The following is a 15,534-nucleotide window of genomic DNA, read 5'->3' as shown; positions in this document are numbered from 1 at the left end:
CCCCTGCTCAAAACTCCCATCTTCTCACACCCCAATAGCCGCGGCTCAACGAGCTGCCGGTGTGCAAGGGAATAGAGTCTTAACGAGCAAATTCCCGGCGACCTGTTAGGTCGCGGCTATTCGCCTTCTTGTGAGTTGGCTAGCGCAGCCAGCGTTCCAAGCTCCAGTTTTTCTTGAAAGCTTGCCACGCAAGAAGCGCCGCTACGAGCATGCACAGCATCACTAGTGGGATACCGATGACCAGACCGTTCCAATCCGTGGGGCCGATCCAACGAAAGACGTACTCTGAGAGGAAACCCAGACCTATCATAAGCCCAGCGTCGAGAACCGCTGCAAAAACTGGCCTTCGCACCAGAATCATCAGCAGGACGCCACCGATGTAGAGGCCAAGGTGTACGAGAACGACCCCAATGGCGGGAGCCCATCGTCGGTACATTGCTTCCGCTGATTCCGGAATCTCTTGGCCAATTTCCGCTACGAACGCTGCTTCCGCAACTTCGTACCCATGCTGTGCATGCAACCAAGCGGCAACGTAGCCCACAAGCAGGAGCATGACTCCCGCAAAGCAGAATTTAGTCCAAAACCATCCGTCTGGCGAAGTGGGTCGAGATCTCCAGAACGTATGCAAACTAGGCTCCAAGTCTTCACGAATAGTTCCGATTCCGAGTGCTATCGCAACAAAGCTTCCGATCATAACCCAAATCGCAAACACTAACTCTCGCCAATCGCTACCAGGGCCAGCGATGTTGCGTACGCCAGTGATACTGTACAAGACTACCATTCCAGCAGTGATTGCTACCCCAACTATGAGAAGCGGCGCTAGCTCTCTCCAGGTTTTCCAGGCGACTGCTGTGAATCGCGTACGCCTCGGGGCGGAGAGCCAACCGCGCTGGCTAGCCGTTGTTGTAGGAACTGCCGACTGACTATCACTACTGGCAACTCGTCCGTAGCGTTTCAGGAAAGCCCAAATCAGTAGCCCGTGGCTGAGAATAGCTACCACCAGTGGCAAGCCGAAGCGACCAGTCCAACTGGAACCTAAGTAGAATACCTGGCTTTCACCGAATGCCACGCCGCCGGGAAAGGCAGGTAATATAAGATCAAAAATCTGATCAACCGTTTGATACGCCACAGTTCCGAATTTTTCTCGGAGCAGCGCCAGTGGTATCATGACTATGGCGTAAATGCCTACAATCACACCAATTGCCCATGCTCCCGCGCTAATTTCATCCTTACGATTCGCGCCTACCGCAACCGTCCAGATAAGTAAGCTTGCCGAGAGAAGTATGCCGGTAACTCCAGTGCCAACAAAGAAATGGCGAATGCCCCACGGTCTTGGTACGAGCCCATGCATTTGAGTGAGCCTGGAAGGGTTGGATATCACACGCGGCGCGATTTCGTGCCACAGGGTGAACACGCCGACCGCAAGAACCACGGGAACAATCAGAGACAGCAATCCCACGATCAGCTTGGCAGCTGCAGGCCTGGAAGTGGCAACCGGTAACGCTTGGAGGAAGTCAATCGTTCCGCGGGAGTGCTCGCCCGAAGCGATTCCCATTCCAATGAACACCGCAATCATCGGCACAGCAAGCATTACCGTTCCCGAGACACCAAAGTAAATACTGTCGAGATCGGTGAGCGAAATGAGCGGTGGCACTGCGAGGAGTATGATGAGCAACACCAGCGCCACGGCCCACTGCTCACACAGTTCTTTCCACAACAGAGTTCGCCAGGGTGTATTCATGGTGGTATTGGCTACAGGCTATCAACGGGTTTGTTTAGTGTGGCACGACACTCCGTGTCGTGGGTTGTCGGAAAACGACTCGGAGAGTCGTACTACAATCAGCTAGCTTTCCACCGCTTCCTGTTCTTCGGTTGTCGTTGCCCTCCGGGCCTTCGGATCGCCAGCCACGTAGGCTTCAAAAATCTCATCGAGGTTCAGTTCCACGACGCGATGCTCAAGACCCTCGCGTTGCAATAGTGCCGCCACAGCCGCGGCATTCTCTACCGTGACGACCGTTTCTTCGCGATGGGTTTGTGAGTCGAGCAGCGCGAACTCATCCCGCACTCGCGGAATCAAGTCGGTTGGTAGCACAAATTGCTTAACGTCGCGTCGGAGCGTTTCTGTGTCGGCTTGCCTTAGAATTCGCCCTTCATGCAAGATGGCTACCTCATCGGCAACCGGTTCGACTTCGTAGAGGAGGTGCGAACTGTAGAAAACCGTGCGTCCCTCGCCCTGCAGGTGCGAAATCAAATCGCGATTGAATTGGCGACGCATCACCGGGTCGAGCCCGAGTGCCGGATCGTCGAGAATCACCAGCTCAGGACGATGCGCCAGTGCCAGCACCAAGCCCAGCCGCACGTTCTGCCCTTTTGAGAGCGTCTTAATTTTCTGGTTCAACGGCAAATCGAATTCGCGCACGTACTTCAATGCGAGGTCGTGATCCCAGGTCGAATAGAACGGTGCCACAAAACGCAAGATCTCATCCACGGTCATCCAGCCGTACATTTGCTGGTCTTCCGCCAAATAGCCCACGTGGCGGCGCACTTCGATGGGGTCGGTAGCCGGGTCGCAATCCAGCACACGCATTTTGCCGCTGTCCGGCATGAGCAGCCCGAGCAACATACGAATCGTGGTCGTCTTGCCCGCGCCGTTGCGCCCCAAGAACGCAAACGTCTTACCACGTTCCACGGTAAATGTTTCGCCCGCAAGCACTTGGTTGCGACGAAATGCCTTGGTGACACCCTCCAGCACAATCGCCGGTTTGTCCCGATAGGATTCGTTCATGAAGTGACCTCTTTGGTCTGCTTACTTGTGGAGATACTTGAAGAGTTGTTTAGCGAGCGCAACTGCTCGAGCGCTGCATCAAGCAGTTGGTGAATTTCTTCGTTGGTGAGGCCCAATCCGAGTGCCTGTCGCGAGAGTTGTCGCAGCTCCTCGATGAGTCGCTCACGATGTCCGGAGGTGGCCCTAAATTGGGCATCGGCAGCTACAAAAGTGCCCTGCCCTTGCCGCATCTCGAGAATGAGATCACGGACCAGTCGCTCGTAGACGCGGAGCACCGTGTTTTGATTCACGCTCAGCTGGCGAGCCATCTCCCGCACAGACGGTAACCGCTCGCCCGGTTTCAACGTGCCTGCCGCGCAACGCGTGGCAATCTGCTGTTCGATCTGCTTAGAGATCGGCACCGCGGAGCCTTTTTCGATGCGAAGAAACATGCCTAGGACGCCAAAAGACAGCAAAACAAGGGAATAGCCAAGTGACTACTGTTGTATAACACTAGTCAAATAGTGTCAAGGAAATTCCTGGCAATCCTGCTCTAGGGTCAATTCAAAGAAAGAGAGTCGCGGCGACATAAGCATGTCGCGGGAGAAATGCTTAGAAAGAATCCGTGCCTGTACGCACCGGCGGGATGTTATTCCGCGGCTCTTGTTCGCTGCAGAATCGGAGCGATGTCTGAATTTCTAGACACTTGCCTCAACGCTCTCGTCCTTCAGGCAGGTTTTGATGTGCCGCACTGCTTGTCGCAGGCGCTCTTCGTTTTCAACGAGGCTCATGCGCAAGAAGCCCTCACCTGCGGGGCCAAAGCCGCTACCGGGACTTACCGCCACGTTGCCTTTTTCAAGCAGCATCATGGCGAAGTCCATCGTGCTCATCTTCGAACGCCACGGCTCGGGAATGGGCTGCCAGACGAACATGCCGGCCTTGGGCCGCGCATCTTCCCAACCGAGTCGCACCAAGCCATCACAAAGAGCATCGCGTCGGCCTTGGTAGATTCGCGATTGTTCTTCGACGGCCGCGTCCGTATTGCGCAGGGCGACGATCGCGGCAATTTGGATCGCCTGGAACATGCCATAATCGTAGTACCCTTTGATCGTTCCCAAGGCGGTAATCATTTGCCGATTGCCGGCGCAAAAACCAACGCGCCAGCCAGCCATGTTGTAGCCCTTGCTCATGGTGGTGAATTCGACGCCCACTTCTTTTGCCCCTTCGCTCGCCAAAAAGCTTGGCGGCTTGTAACCATCAAATGCCACGTCCGCATAAGCAAAGTCGCTGATCACCATCAGGTTGTACTTCTTGGCGAGCTTCACGACCTCGTCGAAAAACGCTTGTTCGACAACCACGCTCGAAGGATTGTGCGGATAGCACAGAATCAACAACTTCGGCTTTGGGTAAAGCGTCTCGCACGTGTAAGCAATGTCTGACAGGAACTTATCGCTGTTAGTGACGTCCAGCGAAATGACATTTCCTGAAGCAAGTGCGACAGCGTAAACGTGCACGGGAAAATACGGTGCCGGCACAATAGCCGTATCGCCGGGGCCCATCAGCGCGAGGCACATGTGCGAGAAGCCCTCTTTGCTACCAAGGCAAACCATCACTTCGTCATCGGGGTCGACGTTCACCCCGTACTTCTTGAAGTACTTCGCCCCCACTTCGCGGCGCAGGTTGGCGATGCCGTTGTTCTTGCTGTAGCGATGATTCTTTGGATCGCGGGCCGCTTCGACCAGCTTCTCAATCACCATGTCCTCTGGCGGATCGCTCGGGTTGCCCATGCCAAGTTCGATGACATCGTCCCCGGAAACGCGTTTGTCATAGATCATCTTGTTGATGCGCCCAAACAGATAAGGCGGCAGACGATTCACACGCTGGGCGTATTCGATTTTGAAAGGCGTATCAGATTCAGGCTGGGACATGGTCGTAGGGTCCGCTGTGCGGACCATGCTGTGGCTAGCGATTACGTGAACGCGGTCTCTTCGGAGTGGTCCGCACAACGGACCCTACATCTGAATCAAGGCGCTAACGCTTCCCGCTGGTCAGTGGCGATTGGGGTTGTGCGATAGGAGCGATTATACCGGAGTTAGGTTCACCAGCGTAGGGAACCTGCGCGTGAAAAACCCCCGGCTTGCGCCAGGGGCTAGGGTCTACCTACTCTCCACCAATAGCCCCTGTCGCAAGCCGCTGGGGTTGATTGGCTAAGAAGTCGTTTTCCTAAAACCGCGTACTTGTTTGCTCAACGGCACTGTCTCGATGCAGTTTTGCTTGACCAGTGGCTTGTTGGCCCTTCTCCGCCGGGGCAACGCTCGTGCCGGCTAGGTAGTTGTCGATCCGCGATGTTTCGCGAATCTGTTCAAACTTCTCGCTCATGGCAATTCGCAGCTTCTTCTCGTAGATGTCGCGATAAAGGATTTCACGCACCTTCTCTTGATCGACTTCCACGCGATCAGTACGGCCTTCGCAGCGGAGGATCACGAACTTATCGCCCAGTTGAACGATGCCAGAAAGCTGCCCAGGGGCCAGCTTGAAGGCAACCTCTTCCATCTGAGGCTGCCCGCCGTGGCGTTGGATAGGTGGAACTTCGCCGCGGAGCGCTTTGCTGGTGGGTTCAATCGAGTACTCAGCCGCCAAGTCGCCAAAGTAGTCGAGCGACTGGTTCTGACGTGCTTTGTCCCAAACCTCCTGGGCACGTCGCATGTTGCCCATGACGATGGCGCGACAACGCACACGTTCGCCGTAGTTAGCCTCGTACCCCTTGCTGATATCTTCCTTCTCAACTTTGATATCTTTCTCACTAAGCTTCTTCAAAGCAGCTGAAGGCCACACGCTATCGCGGAAGTATTGGTCTTGAGTCACGCCCTGTTGGGCCGTGGCCATCTCGACCCACTTGGCGACATCCGCCTCACCGGCCTCGTCCACTACTCCGGCAAGTTCTGCCGCGTGGCGAGTTTCGGATCGCAAGTCAGCCTCGGTGACTTTCACGCCCTCGCGATTGAGATGCTGTTCGAGCATGGTGCGTGATATGACCCCGCTGAGAACTTCTTCGCCGTGGCGGGCGAGGCATTCTGCTCCGAGTTGCTTCATCGTGACGCGATCGCCATTCACGGTAGCAACGACGCCCGGCATCTTCTCGCGAAGTTGCGGATCGTTGTAAACATTTTGCACCGTGGCTGCTTGTTGTAGTTGGCTAAAGAGTACGCCGGCCACTTCGCGTAGTTTCTCGTCCCTGATTCGCTCTACGACCCGCTTTTCGAATTCTTCTTGAGTCGCCTGACGCGGAGGGATGCGACGTTCGCACTTGAGTATCACAAATTGGTCAGCCACCTTAATGATTGAAGATATTTGACCCGGACGAAGAGCGAACGCTTCCTTTTCAATGGCTTTATCGCCAACGTGACGAGCTATCGGCTGGATGAGCCCGCCGATGCTAGCGCTGTTGATATCAACAGACTTCTCAATGGCCAACTGGGCAAATAACTCGGGATCGGCAGTGACTTGGCTATGAATCTGGCGAGCAAGCGAAGCATCGCGCACGGCAATCAACCGGGCGTTGATCTTCTCGCCGTATTCGCGTTCGTAAGCCAGTTGCTGTTCTTCTTTGGTGACGGTCAAGTCTGCCGCCGCCAACTTCCGTAGTGCCAAAGTCGGCCAGACGATGTCGCGAGCGTATTCCTGAGCAGTAACGCCGCGTTCTTTTTCGAGCATGGCAAGCCACTGCTCGCGGCCCAATTGAAAACGGCTGGCCATACGATCGACTTCTGCGGCGATCTCTTCGCTGGTAACCGTGATGCCGCGTTTCTTGCAATGATTTTCAATGAGGCGCTTGTTCACAAGGCTCTCAAGAACTTTCTTGCCGTGCCGCGTGACACACGCCTCGGTAAGCTTCTCACGGCTGATGTCTTGGCCGTTGACGATTGCCATGACATCGTGCTGCGGTGGCTCGGCTTTCGCTGGAGCTTCCTCCTGCATGGGTGGACTCACCCGCGGGGCAGCTTCGGCCGGGCGATCGCCCTCGCCGGTTCGCACCAAGAGGGCGACTCCTAGAATTCCGCCCACACTGGCGAGCATCGCGAGGCGACGCTTCCAATTCTGCGGGCGTTTTCTAGCTGTGACATCGACACGGGAAATGAGACGACTCATCGGGTGTTTCTCCATAAACACGCATGAAACTGGATCTTACGTTTGCTCTTTCCTTGAGCAACGTCATCTACGGGGGTAGGGCGAAGAGTATAGGCGCGTGATTGTAAATCCTGCAATAGAGGGTTGCACGGTGCTAGCACTCAAACAAAGGGGGAAAGCTGTCGTTAGCCGTAGAGCTTGCTCACCGTGGTGTCAGACTACTGGCATGGCTAAGTCACGGCATATCTTCCGTGCGAGGTAGTCGGAGATATCCTTGTGCCTTGGCACGGCGGAACGTCGCGAGTTGGTCTTGCTTGACCCACCAGGAATGCTTGCCGCCCTCACGCAATAGCTCGCAGTCGTGATCCATCAAATGTCTAATGAGATCACGACGTTTCACGGTTGAATGGCAACCTCTTCATAGGGATCACCGGCAGCCCGTCGTGCATCCTCGCGATTCATAGCGAGCGCTTCGGATAGCGCTTCGCGCAGATTCTCTAGTAGTTCGTCACGGGTTGCTCCCTGAGAGTTGACCCCAGGAATTTCTTCAACCCAGCCAATCCACCAGGGACCATCTTGACGAATCGCGGCGTTGTAAGTTGGAGCTACCATATAGATTGCCAGCTAAATAAGGGGCGGGCAGTGACTTCATTATACACGGCTCAAACTCTGGGGATAAATCAATACGCCTTTCGGCACCCTCAGTGGATTTACTCGTCCATCACCTCTTTTTCCTTCGCTTCGGCTGCGGTGTTCACCTGCCCCTCGTACTTCTTGGTCAAATCTTGAATCTCGTCCTTGAGCTTCTTGCAGTCGTCCTCGGCCAGTTCCTTATCCTTCTCCGCTTGGTCGGCATGCTTGTTACCGTCACGACGAATGTTACGAATGGCGATGCGTGTTTCTTCAGCTAGCTCTTTCGTACGGCTGACCATACTCTTGCGAACTTCGGTCGAGAGGGCCGGTATGTTCAGCCGGATGACTTTGCCATCGTTGTTAGGAGCAAGGCCCAAATCGCTAGCAATGATTCCCTTCTCGATGTCCTTGATCGTGGAGGGATCAAACGGGCGAATGACCAGTTGCTGTGGCTCAGGGGCACTGACCGAGGCAATCTGCTTGATCGGCGTGGGCGAACCGTACACGTCTACTCGCAACGAATCCACCAACCCAGGGTTTGCCCGGCCCGTGCGAATACCTGTGAGGTCGTTTTTGAACTTGGAGATCGCCTTTTCCATGCGATCTTCGGAATCTAAGAGAATTTCGTCGGGGGACATGATGGTTACCTGAATAGAGTTCTCTTTTGAACCACTGAGGGCACAGAGAACACGGAGGTTTGTTGGATAGTTTTAGCCTAGTCTGATGCCTATTAGATTCACTTCATACGAATAGTGTTTTGTGATAGCTCTGCCAAGCGAGAAAAGATTTCATTGCAACCAATAGCAGGGGTTATCGTTCGAATGTCGGAGAATGATAGTACCCCCAAAATGGTCCCGTAACGAACCTCCGTGGTCTCTGTGACCTCTGTGGTTCAAAACAATATGGTTGCAAGTATCGATTAACTCGTGACTCTTGTGCCAAGTGTTTCCCCACGCACGGCCCTCTCAATGTTGCCGTCTTCGCGATAGTTGAACACCATGATTGGCAGGTTGTGCTCCATACAATGGGCGATTGCTGTGGGATCCATGACGCGTAGGTTCTGCTGTTGGACGTCTACATACTTTAGGTCTTTATACATGGTTGCTGAATCGTCCTTCTCCGGGTCAGCAGTATAGACGCCATCGACGCGAGTGGCTTTCAACAAAATGTCCGCTTCGAGCTCCAACGCCTTTTGAGCTGCTGCTGTGTCGGTCGTCACAAACGGTGCCCCAGTGCCACCGGCGAGGATAACGATGCGTCCCTTTTCCAAGTGCCGCTTCGCGCGGCGCCGGATGAACGGCTCGGCTACGCCATCCATCTTAATGGCGCTCATGAGTCGCGTCTCGCAGCCGACGGACTCTAGAGCGTCCTGCAGTGCTAAGCCGTTGATGACCGTTGCGAGCATGCCCATATAGTGAGCGGTCGCTTCGTGAATGCTACTGTTGCCAGCGGTAAACTGCGCCCCACGGAGGATATTGCCACCACCTATGACGATGGCAATCTCAACACCCAACTGTTGAGCCCTGAACGTTTGCGTCGCGATGTGCACGACCTCCTCCATGTCGATCCCCCGCTCGCCCTTCTTTGCAAAGCTTTCGCCAGAAAGCTTGAGGATCACGCGGCTGTAGGGACCAGGAGGTGTGGGAGTGTCGGGCATGGATTACGTTTCTTGCATCTAGGGTCCGCGGTGCGAACCAATGAGTCGACTACAAAGATGGCCCGCACAGCGGACCCTACGATTCTGATCGACGATCGAACATAAAAAAAGCCCCAAGCCGACGGGTTTCGCGACTTGGGGCTTATTGAAAGTACGATAACTTGCCTAGCTGGCCGCACCTGCGGGCTCAGCCTCCTCAGCCTTGGATGTTTCGCCAAGCTCCCAGCGGATGAACTTGCCGACTTTCATGCCGCCACTAGCCGCGTGCTTGCCAACCGTGGTGCTCTCGTCCTTCACGAAGGCCTGCTCTTCAAGCACGTTCTCCGCGTAGTAATTCCGCATCCGGCCTTCGATCATCTTTTCGATGATATTCTCCGGCTTACCTTCGCTACGAGCACGCTCTTTCTGGACTTCGCGCTCCGCTTCGACGGCTTCCTGATCAAGCTCTTCTTTCGTCGCCGCTTTGGGATTCATTGCCGCCACATGCAGGGCAACATCCTTGGCCAGTTCGTCGTTGCCACCCTCGACTTGCACAAGCACGCCAATCTTGGCCATGTGGACGAAACCGCCAGTGGCCGCATCAACTCGTTCCATACGAGCGAGACGGAATACTTCGCGAATCTTGTTTTGAATTTCGTCGCGATGTTCTTCCAGTGTCTTGCCGCTCTGGCTTGGCGAAGGTTGGCTCCAGAGTTCCTCGGGAGTCGAAGCACCCGGGCCAGTTGCCAGCTGTTGAGCTAAGTCATTAGCAAGTTGCACAAACTCCTCGTTGCCAGCCACAGGGGCCGACTCGCACTGAAGTTCGACTATGGCACCGACGCCGCCATCGACCGAAGAGTAAATGCCAATACGGCCTTCCTCGGTCATGCGATCTTGTCGCTTACCCATGAACTTTTTGCCGGCTTCACGGAGTGTCTGCTTGGCAGCTTCCATGTCGCCGCCCGACTCGTTGAGAGCCTTCTTGCATTCCATCATCGGCAGTTGCGTCTCGTCGCGCAACTTCTTAACCATTGCCGCGGTGATCTCGGCCATCGATCTCAATGCTCCAAATACGTGTTGGGTTGTATATGCTATGCAAAATATTAGACGGCATCGTCCCGATGCCATGCTACAAAGAGGCATCGTGTCGATGCCGGCTGACAATTGTAGAAAACTAAGCCGAAGTAGCAGCTTCTTCCTTGGCTGCGTCCGCCTGGGGCTCTGCAGCCTTAGGAGCATCGACGGCTGCCTTGGCAGCAGCACTACTGGCGTCGTCGCCTTCTGATTGCTGCTGGCTTGCGATGGCCGAATCGGCTTTGCCGCCAGCGATTGCGTCGGACAGCATCTTAAGAACTAGCTCGATCGACCGCATGCTGTCGTCGTTGCCGGGAATCGGCAGGTCGACCATGTCTGGATCGCAATCGGTATCGGTAAGCGCGACTGTTGCGATGCCCAGCTTGCGAGCTTCTTTGACAGCATTCTTTTCTTTCTTCGGATCGATCACGACCAAGCACTCAGGCAAGCGCGTCATGGTGCGCATGCCGTTGAGGTTGCGATAGATCTTACGATATTCGCGATTGAGCGTGGACTGCATTTTCTTGGAGTAGGAGTTGATCTCCTCGCCCTCAAGAATGGCTTCGAGTTCTTCCAGGCGGCCGAGGCGATCGCGAATCGTGCGGAAGTTGGTGAGCGTTCCACCCAACCAGCGATCGGCAACGAAAGGCATGCCGCAGCGGTCGGCGGCAATTTGAATGGTCTCACGAGCCTGACGCTTGGTGCCCACAAACAGGATGAGGCTATTGCGAGATGCAACATCGGCTAAGTATTTCTTGGCTCGCAGCAGTCCGCGGATTGTCTCGCGAACATCAATGATATGAATGAGATTGCGGCGGGCGTAAATATACGGCCGCATCTTGGGATTCCAGCGACTCGACCTGTGGCCGAAATGTACGCCGGACTCGACCAGCTGCTTGACTAGTTCAGAAGACATCAAAAAACTCCTTAAGGCACATCGGCTAAGTCCCTACTGCCATAGGGAGCGGCAGTCTGGGCGTCCGACGTTGGTGTGGTTTCGGCCTTGTTTGTGAATTGAACTTTCTAAGGAGGGGGCCGATCCCTCATTGGATAGCCCTGCAGAATAGCGGTTTACGCGAAATGCGTCAATTGGCGCTAGCACCCAACCAGCAGGAACCGTTGCCCCTTCCGGCTGGCTACGCGCCAATCTGCTTTAAGCCGGTGAGCAGCGCGTCGTGCAGCTTGCCGTTGGTCGCTAAGACCCCACGATTCTCGGCCAGTGTGCGGCCTTGGGAAAAATCGAGCGGTTTACCATCGAGGTCGGTCACGCGGCCACCGGCCTCTTCCACAACGATTGAACCGGCAGCTTGGTCCCAGACCTTTTCTCGATAGTCGGGCATGTTGGGGGAGATTAGTCGCAAGTTTACATCACCCGCTCCGGAAGCTAGGACGGCATACTTGGCTTGGCTGTCCATGGGCACGGGGTCGGCGGTGATGGCTAGAGTCTTCACCAAGAGCCCAATCCCGCCGGTGTCTGTATGAGCTTTCTCGACCGAGCACAGCAATCGGGCATCTACCTCCGCAGCGTGATCACTGACAGTAATTTTTGTCCAGCCAGCACCTTCCTCCGCATCGAGCGCTTGCACGACAGTGCCCTGCCCTCGGACTGCGAGTAGGACGCAACCGGCACCATTCTTGGCGGGACGGTTGCCCTCTTCGAGCTCTGGGCACCCGAGAGCACCGACTTGGACTTGACCGTTAGATACTTGAGCAAAGGCTACCGCGTATTGATCGCCACGCAGGAAGCCTTTCGTTCCATCCACCGGATCGAGCGTCCAATAACGCGGCGGGGGCGTTTCGACAGCGCCACGATCGATCCACTCGCAAACGTCTCTAGTGGTTGCGTCGGGAAAAACGTGGCGAACGAAGTGCGTGACTTGCTCCAGCGTCGCGCGGCCTTCCTCAGTTCGCAAGGAAGCTGCGGACTCTTCGCCAACGAGCACCTCTCCGGGGAAGGCGTCGGAGAGCCTTTTCGCAACGACTGCTTGTGAGGCGAAGTCCGCCACAGTTACCGGAGACTTGTCATCCTTGGCAATTGCCTCAACGACTAGTTCTTTTTGAACTCGGCGAGCGATTTGAGCCGCCTCGCGCACAGTAGTGACGGCAAACTTAGCTTCGGGAGTGTCAAACATAAATGAAATAGTCGATTTCGCGAGAGTTCGAGAAGGGAACAGTTCAAGAAGGGAACTTGGTCGGGGGGCGGGACGACCCGGCTCGCGACGATGGCAAGCTACCCCGCTAGGACTTGAACCTAGAATGGCAGGATCAAAACCTGCAGTGTTACCGATTACACCACGGGGTAGTGGTCTCGGGACAGTTGTCCCAGAGGTCCCAGTGTACGTGCTTCCCTTGGCCGGGAATAGGCCTATCTCACGAGCCAGTTTTGGTGGCTTCTGTCTGGTCTAGCTCCGCACCGTGCTCCGCGGATCGGAGCCGGTTGGCTACAGCAAAGGTTACTTGCTCTAACTCACGAGCCAGGTCCACGCCCACCTTGCTTATCCCTTCGGGAACCTTGAGCGTCACTGGGGCAAAGTTGACAATGCCGGTGACGCCTGCCTCAACCAACTGGTCAGCCACTGCTTGGGCATGCTCGGCTGGTACGGCCACCATTCCTAGTTCGACCTGCTTTGCGGATACGACTTCTCTCAGGCGAGCGATGTCGTAGATCGGCACGGACTCGATCTCGTTCCCAACCTTGCTCAGTTCCGCGTCAAACGCGGCCACGATCTCGAAGCCCTGTGGATCGAAACCTCGATAGCCAAGCAACGCCCGCCCCAGGTTACCCACGCCCACTAGGGCTACTTTCCACTGGCGGTCGGTACCCAGGATGCAGCGGATCGCGTCGATGAGCTCCTGGCAGCGGTAACCGATGCCAGGATGCCCGAAATGACCGAAGTGGGCCAAGTCTTTGCGGACTTGGGCGTCGGTGAATCCGAGACGACGCCCTAGCTGGCTGCTACTAGTAGTCGGCTTGCCCGCAGCCACGACGTGCTGCAGCTCGCGCAAGTACATACTGAGACGGTTGACAACCGCCTCAGGCACAGACACAGGGGAAGTGGTGGGTTTGGATGAACTCATGCATTAATAGCGAGATGGCGTTGATGAGAAGAGGCGCGCTGACGGTCTAATTTCACTCTAGACAACTCCTTTGCTGCCAGCAAGCGAAAACAAAGTGGTACCTCTTGCCGGTTTCCCTGACTGGGTAAGGATTTACGCCAAAACTTGAGAACCAGTAGTAGCCGACAGTTTCGTCACAATCAGAGCATTCGCAAGTGCTGGAATCTCCGTAGTGACTTGCATCTCCGGTACGCTCGCTCCCCCCGGACTAGGGTGTTTCGTTTGGGCAACATGCATCGTTCGGGTGATAGCGGTTGTGCCATCGAGGGACTCTAGATGTTGCAGGAAAACCACGCGAACTAGCTAAGGCAGGGGCTCTGTGTGGTCCGAATCAATTAAGGACGGGCCAACTTACCCGTTTTGACCAGGCGATTCATTTTCACACCGAGTTCCGACTCAACCAAGGAGACGAGCAATGAGAGCAAAGCTAGGAGTATCGGCTCTCGCCCTCTGTACCCTCGCACTGCTGCAAGCTGCAGCCAGCGCTGGATACTGTGGAGCGTGTCGATACAACGGATGTGTGCCGAGCGGCAATCAGCAGCACAGCCACACCGTCATGAAAACGGTTCGTACCAAAGTGTACGAACAGAAAACGATCACCAAGTACAAGACGGTCTACGACCAAGTTGTGCAAGACAAAGTGGTGAATGTAACCCGGATGGTTCCTGAGCAACGTACTCGCCAGGTAAACTACACCGTCCACAACCCAGTATGGGAAACCAAGACTCGCACGTACACCGTGTGCAAGCCCGTCTGGGAAACTAAGCAACGCCAAGTGAACTACACGGTGTGCAAGCCCGTTTGGGAAACCAAGCAGCGCACCTACACCGTGTGCAAGCCCGTTTGGGAAACTCGGCAACGCCAAGTGAACTACACGGTTCACAAGCCTGTTTACGAGACCAAGACTCGCACCTACACCGTCTGCAAGCCGGTTTGGGAAACCAAGACTCGCACCTACACGGTCAACCGACCTGTTTGGGAAACCCGCGAGCGTCAGGTAAACTACACCGTCATGAAGCCTGTTTGGGAAACCAAAACTCGCACTTACACGGTTAAGAAGCCTGTCTGGGAAACCCGCGAGCGTCAAGAAACCTACCACGTTCGCGTGAAGGTTCCTTACACGAAGACCATCCAAGTTCAATCCGGCCACTGGGAAAACCAATCCTACACCGTTCCTGGCAAGACCTTCACTAAGACGGTTCGCGAAGCCGGTACCCTCCAGTACGACCCAGCACAATGCCGCTGCGTTTACTGCCCAGGTCCTTGCAAGACGCTAACCTGCCAGTCACCCCCAAAGACTTGCTGCAAGCGAGTTTGGGTGCCTGAGTGCATCACCAAGGAAATCCAATGCTGCAAGACCGTGTGCGAGCCTCGTACCCGCACCGTTTGCTACAAGGTTTGCAACACCGTTTGCGAAACCAAGACCTGCAACTACAAGGTCTGCCGCATGGTTCCTGAGTGCCGTACCAAGACTTGCTGCTACAAAGTTTGCAAGATGGTCCCTGAGACTAAGACTTGCTGCTACAAGGTATGCAAGATGGTCCCTGAGACCAAGACTTGCTGCTACAAGGTATGCCGCATGGTTCCTGAATGCCGCACCAAGACTTGCTGCTACAAAGTTTGCAAGATGGTCCCTGAGACCAAGACTTGCTGCTACAAGGTATGCAAGATGGTTCCTGAATGCCGCACCAAGACTTGCTGCTACAAAGTATGCAAGATGGTCCCTGAGACCAAGACTTGCTGCTACAAGGTATGCAAGATGGTTCCTGAGTGCCGCACTAAGACTGTCTGCTACACCGTTTGCAAGCCAGTTTGCGAACAGAAGACAGTTCAGTGCTGCAAGACTGTATGCCGCAAAGTACCTTACACTGTCACCCGTTGCGTACCACGCATCGTGTGCAAGCAGGTACCAGTCACGGTTTGCTGCCCTTGCTGCAACTAGTATTGAGTGCAGTAAGGTTTAGCTAGGCCCGCTTCCTTTGTGTGGAAGAGAGCTTGGTCAAAGTTGAAAGTCCTCAGCGGCTCGATTTGCGAATTGCAGATCGAGCCGCTGTTTTTTTGGTAGGTGAGTTCCCAAGCATTCTGTATTTTTAATAGCCCCCAGCGCAAGCTGCTGGGGTTTTTGAATTGCGAGTTCGGTTCCGCTTCGAACCCCGCAGCTTGCGCTGGGGGCTACGGTGTT

General features: G+C 55.2%; 14 protein-coding genes and 1 tRNA gene. 1 reads left to right on the top strand and 14 read right to left on the bottom strand.

The window, feature by feature from the left end; genetic code table 11:
- Positions 1-139: 139 nt before the first annotated feature.
- The 14 genes from HG15A2_RS05305 to HG15A2_RS05240 all read right to left on the bottom strand — a co-directional run bounded on the left by HG15A2_RS05305 (position 140) and on the right by HG15A2_RS05240 (position 13,313).
- Positions 140-1,741: an ABC transporter permease gene (locus tag HG15A2_RS05305; RefSeq protein WP_145058543.1), complete on the bottom strand. Its 1,602-nt coding sequence runs from the start codon at positions 1,739-1,741 to the stop codon at positions 140-142.
- Between the two features lie 102 nt (positions 1,742-1,843).
- The gene (locus HG15A2_RS05300; protein WP_145058541.1) at positions 1,844-2,785 is read right to left on the bottom strand and encodes an ABC transporter ATP-binding protein; all 942 of its coding nucleotides are present in this window, start codon (positions 2,783-2,785) and stop codon (positions 1,844-1,846) included.
- Entirely contained in the window at positions 2,782-3,216 is a 435-nt protein-coding gene (locus HG15A2_RS05295) for a GntR family transcriptional regulator (protein ID WP_145058539.1), read from the bottom strand. The genes HG15A2_RS05300 and HG15A2_RS05295 overlap by 4 nt, the downstream gene beginning before the upstream one ends.
- A gap of 246 nt (positions 3,217-3,462) precedes the next feature.
- Positions 3,463-4,692 (bottom strand): aminotransferase class I/II-fold pyridoxal phosphate-dependent enzyme, encoded by a 1,230-nt coding sequence (locus HG15A2_RS05290; RefSeq protein ID WP_246117888.1) that lies wholly within the window; start codon positions 4,690-4,692, stop codon positions 3,463-3,465.
- A 295-nt stretch (positions 4,693-4,987) separates the two neighbouring features.
- Positions 4,988-6,913 (bottom strand): peptidylprolyl isomerase, encoded by a 1,926-nt coding sequence (locus HG15A2_RS05285; RefSeq protein WP_218932337.1) that lies wholly within the window; start codon positions 6,911-6,913, stop codon positions 4,988-4,990.
- A 214-nt stretch (positions 6,914-7,127) separates the two neighbouring features.
- Positions 7,128-7,292: a type II toxin-antitoxin system HicA family toxin gene (locus HG15A2_RS05280; RefSeq protein ID WP_218932336.1), complete on the bottom strand. Its 165-nt coding sequence runs from the start codon at positions 7,290-7,292 to the stop codon at positions 7,128-7,130.
- Positions 7,289-7,504 (bottom strand): type II toxin-antitoxin system HicB family antitoxin, encoded by a 216-nt coding sequence (locus HG15A2_RS05275; RefSeq protein WP_145058533.1) that lies wholly within the window; start codon positions 7,502-7,504, stop codon positions 7,289-7,291. Before HG15A2_RS05275 ends, HG15A2_RS05280 begins: the two co-directional genes overlap by 4 nt.
- A 98-nt stretch (positions 7,505-7,602) precedes the next feature.
- Positions 7,603-8,163, bottom strand: coding sequence for a ribosome recycling factor (gene frr, locus HG15A2_RS05270; RefSeq protein WP_145058531.1), 561 nt, complete (start codon positions 8,161-8,163; stop codon positions 7,603-7,605).
- A 281-nt stretch (positions 8,164-8,444) separates the two neighbouring features.
- A complete protein-coding gene (gene pyrH, locus HG15A2_RS05265; RefSeq protein WP_145058529.1) occupies positions 8,445-9,182 on the bottom strand; it encodes a UMP kinase in 738 nt (245 codons plus the stop codon).
- A 165-nt stretch (positions 9,183-9,347) separates the two neighbouring features.
- Positions 9,348-10,214, bottom strand: a complete 867-nt coding sequence (gene tsf / locus HG15A2_RS05260) for a translation elongation factor Ts (RefSeq protein ID WP_145058527.1) — start codon at positions 10,212-10,214, stop codon at positions 9,348-9,350.
- Positions 10,215-10,335: 121 nt separating this feature from the next.
- Complete coding sequence (gene rpsB / locus HG15A2_RS05255) at positions 10,336-11,151, bottom strand: 30S ribosomal protein S2 (RefSeq protein ID WP_145058525.1); 816 nt, start codon at positions 11,149-11,151, stop codon at positions 10,336-10,338.
- Positions 11,152-11,371: 220 nt separating this feature from the next.
- Positions 11,372-12,367, bottom strand: a complete 996-nt coding sequence (locus HG15A2_RS05250) for a 3'(2'),5'-bisphosphate nucleotidase (protein WP_145058523.1) — start codon at positions 12,365-12,367, stop codon at positions 11,372-11,374.
- Positions 12,368-12,465: 98 nt separating this feature from the next.
- Positions 12,466-12,537 (bottom strand) — tRNA-Gln (locus HG15A2_RS05245).
- A 68-nt stretch (positions 12,538-12,605) separates the two neighbouring features.
- Complete coding sequence (locus HG15A2_RS05240; protein ID WP_145058521.1) at positions 12,606-13,313, bottom strand: redox-sensing transcriptional repressor Rex; 708 nt, start codon at positions 13,311-13,313, stop codon at positions 12,606-12,608.
- A gap of 454 nt (positions 13,314-13,767) precedes the next feature.
- On the opposite strand from HG15A2_RS05240, the gene HG15A2_RS05235 reads away from it, so the two are divergent.
- A complete protein-coding gene (locus HG15A2_RS05235; RefSeq protein WP_145058519.1) occupies positions 13,768-15,294 on the top strand; it encodes a hypothetical protein in 1,527 nt (508 codons plus the stop codon).
- Positions 15,295-15,534: the final 240 nt, after the last annotated feature.

It is taken from the genome of Adhaeretor mobilis, from assembly GCF_007741515.1.
GTDB lineage: Bacteria > Planctomycetota > Planctomycetia > Pirellulales > Lacipirellulaceae > Adhaeretor > Adhaeretor mobilis.
This window is presented reverse-complemented; position numbering and strand designations above follow the sequence as displayed.